Annotated in this window: 9 protein-coding genes and 1 pseudogene; 5 read left to right on the top strand and 5 right to left on the bottom strand. The window is 75.5% G+C overall.

Translation table 11 applies throughout. The annotated features are described in order from the left end of the window. Positions 1-163 precede the first annotated feature (163 nt). Positions 164-1,027: a hypothetical protein gene (locus ACIBAI_RS27330; RefSeq protein WP_399038307.1), complete on the bottom strand. Its 864-nt coding sequence runs from the start codon at positions 1,025-1,027 to the stop codon at positions 164-166. A gap of 593 nt (positions 1,028-1,620) precedes the next feature. Here ACIBAI_RS27330 and ACIBAI_RS27325 point away from each other — a divergent pair. Then, complete coding sequence (locus ACIBAI_RS27325) at positions 1,621-1,962, top strand: putative quinol monooxygenase (protein ID WP_399038305.1); 342 nt, start codon at positions 1,621-1,623, stop codon at positions 1,960-1,962. 244 nt (positions 1,963-2,206) lie between these two features. On the opposite strand, the pseudogene ACIBAI_RS27320 reads toward ACIBAI_RS27325, so the two are convergent. The 3 genes and pseudogenes from ACIBAI_RS27320 to ACIBAI_RS27310 all read right to left on the bottom strand — a co-directional run. After that, positions 2,207-2,820, bottom strand: a pseudogene (locus ACIBAI_RS27320) (HAD-IA family hydrolase); the annotation flags it as partial. A 297-nt stretch (positions 2,821-3,117) separates the two neighbouring features. Next, on the bottom strand, positions 3,118-4,059 hold the full coding sequence (locus tag ACIBAI_RS27315) for an ion transporter (RefSeq protein WP_399038303.1): 942 nt from the start codon (positions 4,057-4,059) through the stop codon (positions 3,118-3,120). 188 nt (positions 4,060-4,247) lie between these two features. Next, on the bottom strand, positions 4,248-5,246 hold the full coding sequence (locus ACIBAI_RS27310) for a GlxA family transcriptional regulator (RefSeq protein WP_399038302.1): 999 nt from the start codon (positions 5,244-5,246) through the stop codon (positions 4,248-4,250). A gap of 54 nt (positions 5,247-5,300) precedes the next feature. Here ACIBAI_RS27310 and ACIBAI_RS27305 point away from each other — a divergent pair, with 54 nt between their 5' ends. From ACIBAI_RS27305 to ACIBAI_RS27295, 3 genes are all read left to right on the top strand, one after another. Next, complete coding sequence (locus tag ACIBAI_RS27305) at positions 5,301-5,954, top strand: HD domain-containing protein (protein ID WP_399038300.1); 654 nt, start codon at positions 5,301-5,303, stop codon at positions 5,952-5,954. 201 nt (positions 5,955-6,155) lie between these two features. Continuing rightward, a complete protein-coding gene (locus ACIBAI_RS27300) occupies positions 6,156-6,890 on the top strand; it encodes a DJ-1/PfpI family protein (RefSeq protein ID WP_399038298.1) in 735 nt (244 codons plus the stop codon). Beyond that, positions 6,863-7,135 (top strand): hypothetical protein, encoded by a 273-nt coding sequence (locus ACIBAI_RS27295; RefSeq protein WP_399038297.1) that lies wholly within the window; start codon positions 6,863-6,865, stop codon positions 7,133-7,135. Before ACIBAI_RS27300 ends, ACIBAI_RS27295 begins: the two co-directional genes overlap by 28 nt. Here ACIBAI_RS27295 and ACIBAI_RS27290 read toward each other — a convergent pair. Then, on the bottom strand, positions 7,117-7,824 hold the full coding sequence (locus ACIBAI_RS27290) for a TetR/AcrR family transcriptional regulator (protein WP_399038295.1): 708 nt from the start codon (positions 7,822-7,824) through the stop codon (positions 7,117-7,119). The genes ACIBAI_RS27295 and ACIBAI_RS27290 overlap by 19 nt on opposite strands. 125 nt (positions 7,825-7,949) lie before the next feature. Between ACIBAI_RS27290 and abc-f the strand changes: the two genes are divergently transcribed. Then, on the top strand, positions 7,950-9,578 hold the full coding sequence (abc-f, locus tag ACIBAI_RS27285) for a ribosomal protection-like ABC-F family protein (RefSeq protein WP_399038294.1): 1,629 nt from the start codon (positions 7,950-7,952) through the stop codon (positions 9,576-9,578). Positions 9,579-9,911 lie beyond the last annotated feature (333 nt).

Below are 9,911 nucleotides of genomic sequence, written 5' to 3'. Positions count from 1 at the left end.
GGGGGGCGGGGGCGCCGGGGCGGGGGGCGGCCGGGGGGGGGTGGGGGGGGGGGCCCGCCCCCCCCCCCCCCCGGGCGCCCGCGGGGGGGGGGCCCCCCCGGGGGCCCCGGCCCCCAGGGCGGGGCGCCGAGGGCCATCCGTGATCACTCACGAGACGGACCGGTCACGGTCGTGTGCGGCGGGCCGGGAGACCCATGGGGTTGGGAAAGGGAAGGACGCCGGAGGCGAGGACCTCGTCGGCCGGCGGGCGGAGCAGGCCGGGGAGGCGAGCGGCCTCGGTCGCGGTGAGGACCTGGTAGGGCCGGACGGCGAGGGCATCGGTGCGGGCCTCGATGTGGGTGCGCAGGCCGCGTCCCTCGACGGTGGGGTGCCCGCCGCTTTCCAGCAGGCCCCGTGCGGTGAGGCGGTGCACAGCCCGCTGCCAGTCCTCCTCGGACCAGCCGCGGTTGTCCCGCAGGATCGCCGCGGGCACTCCCTCGCATGCGGCGAGGAGTACGTGGGCCTCGCAGCCGTCCAGGCCCTCGGCGGTCAGCACGGCGACGTGGCCGTCCCCGCGGTGCTCGCGCAGCGCCGTGGCGGCCTGCCAGAGGGCGCCGACCGGGTCCCGGGGCGCGGGCAGGCCGCGGTTGGCGGCGAACAACGGACGTCCGGCACCGTCCGCGCCGGCGATCACGCGTTCCAGCAGCGGGACGGCCCCCGCCGCCGCGTCCGCCGCCGACGGTGCCACCCGGCGCAGTGCCGTGGCGGCCGCCTCGACGCGGGCGCGGAGCACGGCCCCAGGTGCGGCGAACCCCCACGCGTCGGGAACGGCGCGCCGCACCATGGCGGGGTGGAAGTTGAAGAAGACCGCCTCCACCGCACCCGCCTCCACCGCTCCCAGCGGCGCGGCCCGGGTTGCGAAGTAGCCCATCCAGAAGCCGCGCAGACCGACCGCGCGACTGGCCTCGCGGCTCTCGGGCGCGAAGTACGTGACGGCGTGCAGGGGTTCCAGGACCTGCCAGACCGTACGGGCGAACGCTGCGTCCACGTGTGCCGTCCTTCCCTTCCCGGCCCGGCCCGGCCCGGGCCTCCTGCCCGGCGGTCCCACGAGCTGCCGAACACACCGGCCGAACCCAGGTCGACACATTCCCCCGTCGACCGCGGGACAACCAGGTCATGGGCCGTCCCCGGCCCGCCGGCCGGTCCGGGTCCACGGTGGCTCCCTGCGGCGCCGGGGCGGACGTGAGGTCGCCGGGACGGACCACGGCGTCCGCGCCGTGCACCGGGTCCGTGTAGTCGCACAGGCCGGTGAACCGCCGCTCGGCGTCGAGGAACGCGACCGGGAGGTCCGGGTCCGTGCGGTCGCCCTGCGGTTCGGTCCGGTGCAGAAACGGACGTACAGGAATGAGGAGCGAGAGAATGCATCTCATCGGGCATTCCCCTGGCGTGGGCGGACTGCCGGTGACCGGCTGACGTCGTACGATCTGGTCGCCGAGGGTTCCGGTCGCCGGGCATGGGCCGGCGACCGCCTGTTCGGCGGCCCGGCGCCGCCGGTGTACCCCGTGCCGGAGCGGCCGCACGTGCCGGTCTTCGCCACCTGTCGGGCCCGTACGGTCGACACACGTCCATGGAGGGAGCCTGATGATCTTCATCACCGCCAAGTTCCGGGTCCGTCCCGAATATGCCGACCAATGGCCGGACATCACCGCGGACTTCACCGAAGCCACGCGCCGCGAGCCCGGCTGCCTCTGGTTCGACTGGTCGCGGAGCGTGACCGACCCCACGGAGTACGTCCTGGTCGAGGCCTTCCGCGACGACGAGGCAGGCGCCGCCCACGTGCAGTCGGCGCACTTCAGGACCGCGCAGCAGACGCTGCCGCGCCACCTGATCGAGACGCCCCGCATCGTGAACGCGAACGTTCCGCAGGACGACTGGTCGCTGCTGGGCGAGATGGCCGTTCCTGAGCAGGGACAGCCCGGCTAGGGAGCACTTGCCCGGAGTGCCGGTCCGCGATGGCGGCGGCACGGCTCCACCGCGCCCCGGGCACCGTCACGCGTACGAGCGGCTGCGGGCTGCCTGCCCGGCACCGACGACCGGTTCCCGGCGCCGATCCCGGACAACGCCCACCCGCCGGCCGCGCTGAGACGGCTCGCCCGGCGCCGCCGGCCGTCGGGTCGGCGGCCCTTGAGGCATCCGGGATCGCGCGCTCCCACCCACCGAGCGCGGGAGCCGACGCCTCCCGGAGATCCTCGGGTCGGCGGTAGCGCACTCCTGTCATCCCCAGGGCGACCGCGGCCCGGACGTTCTCCAGCGTGTCGTCCACGAGGAGGCAGCGTTCCACGGCCACCCCCGCCCGCTCGGCCGCGATCTCGTGGATGGCACGGCCGGGTTTGACCACCCCCGCGTGAGCGCTGCCGACCACATGGTCCGCGACGTCCGACAGCCCCAACGACTCCGGATCGCCCTCCAGGTCCAGGAACGCGTTGGTCACCAGGACGAGCGGGACGTGTTCCCCGATCCGGCGAAGCATGGTGACGACCGTCCTGTCCGCCCGTAAGGGCGCTTCGGCGAATGCCGTTCCCGACTCGCGGGCCCGCGGCGGCGGGATCTCATGCTCGAGCCTCCGCACGAGGGAGTCCGCCCACTCCTCCTCACCGATCCGGCCGAGCAGCAGCGGCAGGTCCACCTCCGGCGCATAGGCCACAACCGCGGCTGCCCCCTCGGCCGGCCCGGCCAGACGTCGAGCCTGGCCACGCGGGTCGGGTCGTAGAACCGGATCACGTTGCCGAGGTCGCACAGCACCGCGTCGAACGGCCTGCTCGGCGCCTCGGGAACGTTCATTGTCCCTGAACAGCACAGTGACCGACGGACGCCTGCCGTTGTGCGACCGCGTTCCCGCTCCCCGGCTTTCTCCCGCCGTCCGGAACCGGATGACCGAGGAGAAGGAACGCCTCCGGCCGTTCTCGTGGAGCATCAACCCCGCGGTGGCCGGCGGCGAGTTCGCCCGTACGGGGCGGCGCGGCGCCGGCCGGGCCGCCCCGGCTACGGGGCAGCGTCACCGCGCCCGGCCGCGCCGCCGGCCCGTCCCGATGACCCGCACCCCGGACGCCACCGCCCCGGGCCGTCTTCGGGGAACCCTCACTGTGCGCGTCTTTCCGCGATCGGCACCGTCTGCCGCCTTCCTCCGTCTCCGGGCGGCTCGGCCTGGGCGAGGGCGCACTCCAGGTCGTCCAGGGCCCGGCGGGCCGCCTCGATGCGCAGACGCAGGTGCCGGGAACCCGCATGACGCGGCGTGGGGTGACGTGCCGTCGTCTGTCCCTCGTCCGCCGCGTCCATGTCCCTGGCCTCGTCGAGGGAGGTGAGGACGACGCCGATGAGGACGTTGACGAGGACGAAGGAGGCGAGCAGTACGTAGGAGGCGTAGTAGAGGAGGCTCCAGCGGGAGATCTCCAGTCCGGCGTGGACGGCGTCGCCGACGCCGTCCAGGGTCATCAGCAGGAAGAGGGTGAGGACGGCGCGGCCGAGGGAGCCGTAGTGCTCGGGGTCGTGGCGGCCGAAGAAGACCCAGCCGACCATCGCGTACACGTACAGCAGCAGGGCGCCGACGAGCAGGAAGCTCAGGGTGCCGGGCAGGCTGCGGGCGACCGCGACGAGCACGATGCGCAGCTGGGGCAGGAAGCGGGCGGTCCGCAGGACCCGGGCCAGCCTGAGCAGCCGCAGCACCGTGGTGTTCTCACGGACGACGGGCAGGAAGGCGCACAGGACCACGACGAGGTCGAAGACGTTCCACGGGTCCTTCCAGAAGTCCCGGGGCCGGTCGGCGTGCGCGGCCATGCGCAGCAGGATCTCGACGGTGAACACGGCCAGGCAGGCGTGCTCGGCGAGCTGCGACCAGCGGTGCCACTCCGCGACGAATCCGGAGTACGTCTCCGCGCCCAGCAGCGCGGCGTTGACGAGGATCACGGCGAAGACGGTGAGGGCGAACCAGCGGGTCCCGGTGAGGCCGCGGCAGTAGTGCGCGACCCGCCGGCGCCCGGACGGGACGATGACTTCGACTGCGTTGTCCTGGTGCTGCGGCATCCTGCTGCCTTGTCTCCTCCGTGCCTGCGACGGTCCGTGCCCGGCCGGCCCGGCCCGGTACGACTCGTTGAGCGATCAAGCTCCAGAAGAGACTTCTACAACACTGTAGTTGCCGATGCGCGGGCGCCCCGGGAAAACCGGGCGTCCGTGCCGACGGCCGTCGGGCCGTCGGGGCTCGCCGTGCCCCGTCAGGGGCGGAGACGCTCCTCGGCCGGCGGTGCCGCCCGGGCGAACGCCGCGCGATAGGCGGTGGGGGTCGTCCCGAGGGTGCGCCGGAAGTGCAGCCGGAGGTTCGAGGGGCTGCCCAGGCCGCATCGGTCGGCTATGTGGTCGACGCCGAGGTCGGTGCTCTCCAGCAGCTCCCGGGCGCGGTCGAGCCGAGCGGCGAGCAGCCACCGCAGGGGAGTCGTGCCGGTCTCGGCGACGAACCGCCGGGCGAAGGTGCGCGGCGCCATGTGCGCGTGTGCGGCGAGCCGGGGGACCGTCAGTGGTTCGTGCAGGCGGGCCAGGGCCCACGCCCGGGTGGGTGCGAGGGTGACGCCGCACGCGTCGGGGGTCAGCGGCCGTTTGATGTACTGCGCCTGCCCGCCGTCGCGGTGGGGAGCGGAGACCAGGGCGCGCGCCACCTGATTCGCCGTCCGCGCGCCCAGGTCGCGTCGCACCAGGTGCAGGCACAGGTCGATGCCGGCGGCGACACCCGCCGAGGTCAGCACCTGCCCCTCGTCGACGTAGAGCACACGCGGGTCCACCGACACCCTCGGATACCGCGCCGCCAGTTCGTCGGCGTACTTCCAGTGGGTGGTGGCCCTGCGGCCGTCCAGGATCCCGGCCGCCGCCAGCGCGAACGCGCCCGTGCAGATGGACACCAGCCGCCGGCCCCGGGCGTGCGCCTCGGCCAGTGCGGCGAGCACGTCCGCCGGGAGCTCCCGCAGGTGCGGCGCGTACCCCGGGACCACCACGGTGTCCGCGTCGCGCACCGCTTCCAGCCCGGCCGTCACCGTCACGGCGAACCCCGCCGCGGTCGGGACCGGCCCCACCGCCCGTCCGCACAGGGCCGGTTCGTACGGGTCACCGGGTACGGCGATGAAGACCTGGGCCGGGATGCCCAGGTCCAGGGGCAGCACGCCGTCCAGGACCAGGACCGCCACGCGGTGCGGCGCGGCGGGGGTGGCAGTTTCCTCTCGCACGCAGGCAAGTCTGCCACTGTCACGGGCGGTTGGCCGCAGCCGATCATCGATGCCATGAACGACGTGATGACCACCGGCGTCCCGCCGCTCCCCGACACTCCTCTCGCCCGCCGCGCGCTGGCCCTGGTGCGCGAGACGGAGTCCACCGCGACCGCCAACCACAGCGTCCGCAGCGCCCTGTTCGCCCGCCTGCGCGCCGACCACCAAGGAGCGGAGCCGGGACGCGACTACGACCCGGAGCTGCTGTTCCTGGCCTGTGTCCTGCACGACATCGGCCTGACGCCGGCGGGCGACCGCCACCAGCGGTTCGAGGTGGACGGCGCCGACACGGCCGCGGAGTTCCTCACCGCGCAGGGCCTGCCCGCCGCCGACGTCGACGCCGTGTGGGAGGCCATCGCCCTGCACACGACGCCGGGCGTCGCCGAGCGCCGCGGCACCCTGTGCGCCCTGGTGCACCAGGGGACCGGAATGGACTTCGGCGGGGACACGGACTTCGTCGACGACGCCACCGGGGCCGCGATCCACGCCGCCTACCCGCGGCTGTCCATGGCCACCACCCTCACCGACGAGATCGTCGCCCAGGCGCGGCACCGCCCGGAGAAGGCCCCGTTCCTCTCCCTCGCGTTCGAACTGCTGCGGGAGAGGTCGACGCCGCCGCACAGGACTCGGATGGAGACCATGGCCGACGCCGCGCGCTGGGGCAACTGAGCAGGACCACGCGCACGAGTCCGCTGTCCGGCCCGCTCACCGGCCAGGGCGCCCGCGCCGGCGACGACGGCACCCCGCGGCTCGTCGGCCACCTGCGCCACCACGCCCGCGCCGTGCCCTCTTCCGGGACCCGGCACCCCCGCCCGGCGGACGAGCCCTCCCCCCACCCGTGACCGCCCGAGAAGTGGAGTACCGACCGAGATGAACCGCCGTACCCTCCTGCACGCCACCACCGCGCTCGGAGCCGCGACCCTGACGGCCGGCGCCGCCGCCCGGGCCGGCGCGACGGCCTCCCGGACCCCGGGGCGGGACCGTCCTCTACGCGTGCACGTCGTCCTGTTCGACGGGGTGGAGGAACTCGATCTCACCGCACCGTACGAGGTGTTCTCCGCCTCCGGCCACTTCGCCGACCGGGAGGTGGAGGTCCGCTACGTCACGCTCGACGGTCCCCGCGCCGTCGAGGCCGCCTACGGCACCAGGCTGCGCGTCGACCACGGATGGACCCCCGAGGAGGCGGACCTCCTCGTCGTCCCCGGCGGCGGGTACGCGCGCCGCGAGGACCCGGGGGTGTGGGCCGAGATCCGGCGGGGCTCCCTGCCCCGGGCACTGGCCGCCGCGACCCGCCCGGGCCTGACCGTCGGCGCGCTGTGCACGGGCGTGATGCTGCTCTCCGCCGCCGGGCTGACCCGGGGACGCCCCTGCACCACCCATCACCGGGCGCGGGCCGACCTGGAGCGGCAGGGCGGCGTGCTGAAGAACGCCCGCGTGGTCGACGACGGCGACCTGGTCACCGCCGGCGGGGTGACCTCCGGGCTGGACCTCGCCCTGTGGCTGGTGCGCCGGGAACTCGGCGCGGACGCCGCGGTCGGGCTGGAGGAGATGCTCGAGTACGAGGCCCGCGGCACGGTGTGGACGGCAGCACGAAGCAGCCGGTGAGCGGCCGCCGGCCCGGCGGCCACGGCGTGACCGGCCGGCCCCGGGGCGAGGCGCGCAAGCACTGCGACGACCGGGCCGGCGCGCTGGTCCGCCCGGTCGCCCCGATCGGCGCGGCCACCCGGACGAACGTGATCGTGCACCACCCGGGAGGTCCGTACCGGCCCGGCAGGTCCGCCGGCACGCCGAGCCGGCCGGCCGGGGACCTGGTCCGGCCGACACGGCTGACTCACGGCAGCACAGCGTGAGGCACCCCGTGACCGCCTTCGCCCGTTCCGGTGGGGAACGCACCGGCGGCCGCGGCCAGGGCCACGCCTCGCGCCACCTGCCGTCCCAGTCCCGGATCGGTCCCGCCCCGTATCAGCACCATCTGCTGGTAGACGGGCGCCGTGGCCGCGATCAGTACCCGCCGCGCGCACGTGCCCCCGGGACACTCGCCCCGCTCCACGGCCCGCTCGACGACGACGGCGCACCGGGCGTACCGGTCCTCCCAGAACCGCCGCAGCGCCGCGGCGGCCTCCGGGGAGCGGAACGAGGCCGCGATCAGCGCGGCGGTGACCGGCTCGGCGGCGAGGGCGGCCTCCACCTCGGCGTTGACGGCCATCAGATCCCCTTCGAGCGTCCCGGTGTCCGGCGGCCGCCAGCCGTCGTCCCCCGCGGCGTCGAGCACATCGGCCAGCAGCCCGCCCACGTCCCGCCAGCGCCGGTACACGGTCGTCCGGTGCACCCCGGCCCGTTCCGCGACCGCGTCCACCGTGAGTCCGTCGTACCCCCGCTCCACCAGCTGCTCCCGCACGGCCCGGAGCACCTGCGCCCGGATCCGAGCGGTCCGTCCCCCCGGCCGCCGCGCCGGGGGGACGGACCGCCCTCCGCCGGCCACCGGACCGGACCCGGGGCCCGCGCCGGAATTCTCGCTTGCTCCCACCGAGGCCACCATGACAGCATCCTAATGCAACCCTTGTCGCACTAACGAAGTGGTGGTGGACATGCTCCTCCCGGACGCTCACCCGACCCCGCGGCCCGCCGGGGCCGCCCCCCTCACGAACGTCCCGGAGGATCCCCGTGCCCACGCAGATCAGCGCCCGCGCCGTCACGAAGTCGTACCACGGCCGTCTCGTCCTCGACTCCGTCAGCTGCACCCTCACCACGGGTGAACGCACCGGCATCATCGGAGAGAACGGCTCGGGCAAGACCACCCTGCTGCGCCTGCTCGCCCGGGTGGAACGGCCGGACGCCGGGGAGATCACCGTCCAGGCCGACGGCGGCATCGGCTACCTCCCGCAGGACGGCCGGCTCCCCGCGCACCACACCGTCCAGCAGGCCGTCGACGACGCCTTGAGCGACCTGCGCGCCATGGAACGCCGCATGCGCGAACTCGAGGCCGCCATGACCGACGGCACCGGCGACGACCGGGTCCTCGCCGAGTACGGCGACCTGCTGACCGCCTTCGAACTGCGCGGCGGCTACGAGGCCGACGCCCGCGTCGAACGCGCCCTGCACGGCCTGGGCCTCGCCCACCTGCCCCGCGACCGCGCCGTCGGCGCCCTCTCCGGCGGCGAACAGGTCCGCCTGCGCCTGGCCGCGCTCCTCGCCGCCTCCCCCGAAGTGCTGCTCCTGGACGAGCCCACCAACCACCTCGACGCCACCGCCCTGTCCTGGCTCGAGGACCACCTGCGCACGCGGCGCGGCACCACCGTCGCGGTCTCCCACGACCGCGCCTTCCTCGACCGCGTCACCACCACCCTGCTGGAGGTCGACGCCGACCGCCGCACCGTCACCCGTTACGGCAACGGCTACGCCGGCTACCTGGCCGAGAAGGCGGCGGCCCGGCAGCGCTGGGCGCAGGAACACGCCCGGTGGGAGAGCGAGGTGGCCGCCCAGCGGGAGGCGGTCGCGACCACCGCCCGCCGCGTCGCCCCCGGCCGCGCCAGGACGGACGGCAACAAGATGGCCTACGACCGCGCGGCCGGCCGCGTCCAGCAGTCCCTGGCCGGCAGGGTCCGCAACGCCGAGGAACGCCTCCGCCGCCTCCTCGCCGACCCCGTCCCCCCGCCGCCCGAGCCGCTCCGCTTCACCCCCGTCCTGCGCTCGGGCCGGCTCACCGGCACGGTCCTGGCCACCGCCGGCGTCGCCGTCGCAGGCCGCCTCGCCCCCACCGACCTCACCGTCGAGGCGGGCGACCGCCTCCTGATCACCGGAGACAACGGCACCGGCAAGAGCACCCTGCTGAGCGTCCTGGCCGGCCGCGTCACCCCCGACACCGGCCGTGTCACCCGCCGCGGACGCATCGGCCACCTCCCCCAGGAGCCCGGCCCGGGCCGCCCCGGCGAAACCCTGCTCCAGGCCTACGCCCGGGGCCTGCCCGGCCACCCCGAGGAGCACGCCGAACGCCTCCTCGCGCTCGGCCTGTTCACCCCCGAACGCCTCACGGACCGCGTCACCGAACTGTCCACCGGCCAGCGCCGGCGCCTGGCCCTGGCCCGCCTGCTGAGCCGCCCCTGCGACGTCCTCCTGCTGGACGAGCCCACCAACCACCTCTCCCCGGCGCTCGTCGAGGACCTGGAACAGGCCCTGGCCGACTACCCCGGCACGCTCCTCCTGGTCTCCCACGACCGCCGCCTGCGCGCCCGGTGGGAGGGCGGCCGCCTCACCCTCCCCCCGCGCGCCCCCGTCCCCTCCCCGGCCGGCTGACCGGGAGCCGGCGCACGACCGGCACGCCCACACCGGGGAACGGGAGGACGGCCGGGGCGGGGACCAGGCGCACGTTCCGGATCGTCCGGTGGGCCCGGCCCGCCGGCCACGGCGCCCTGCGGCGCCTGGCCGCCCGGACGGCCGCGGAAGACACCGCGCCCGCGGAGCAGGCCGGCCGCGCCGCCGCCCCCGACGCGGAACAGGTCCCCGCCCGCCGCCGGAGCCGCCCCCCGGTTCCTCGCAGCACCGGGCTCTTCGGCGTGGCCGCTGGGCGGGTGGCGTCGCGCTCCCCGCTGCGACACCCCACCGCGGCGGGGGCGCCGCGGGCGTCCG

The sequence above is a fragment of the Streptomyces sp. NPDC051041 genome, assembly GCF_044456065.1.
Lineage (GTDB): Bacteria > Actinomycetota > Actinomycetes > Streptomycetales > Streptomycetaceae > Streptomyces > Streptomyces glaucus.
Note: the sequence above shows the minus strand (reverse complement) of the source record. Positions and strands in the feature narration are given on the sequence as shown.

Bases quoted from the DNA above. Each gene is read 5' to 3' on its own strand.
- ACIBAI_RS27290 (WP_399038295.1), bottom strand. From the start codon at position 7,824: ATGGTGGCCTCGGTGGGAGCAAGCGAGAATTCCGGCGCGGGCCCCGGG.
- ACIBAI_RS27315 (WP_399038303.1), bottom strand. From the start codon at position 4,059: ATGCCGCAGCACCAGGACAACGCAGTCGAAGTCATCGTCCCGTCCGGG.
- ACIBAI_RS27300 (WP_399038298.1), top strand. From the start codon at position 6,156: ATGAACCGCCGTACCCTCCTGCACGCCACCACCGCGCTCGGAGCCGCG.
- ACIBAI_RS27325 (WP_399038305.1), top strand. From the start codon at position 1,621: ATGATCTTCATCACCGCCAAGTTCCGGGTCCGTCCCGAATATGCCGAC.
- ACIBAI_RS27305 (WP_399038300.1), top strand. From the start codon at position 5,301: ATGAACGACGTGATGACCACCGGCGTCCCGCCGCTCCCCGACACTCCT.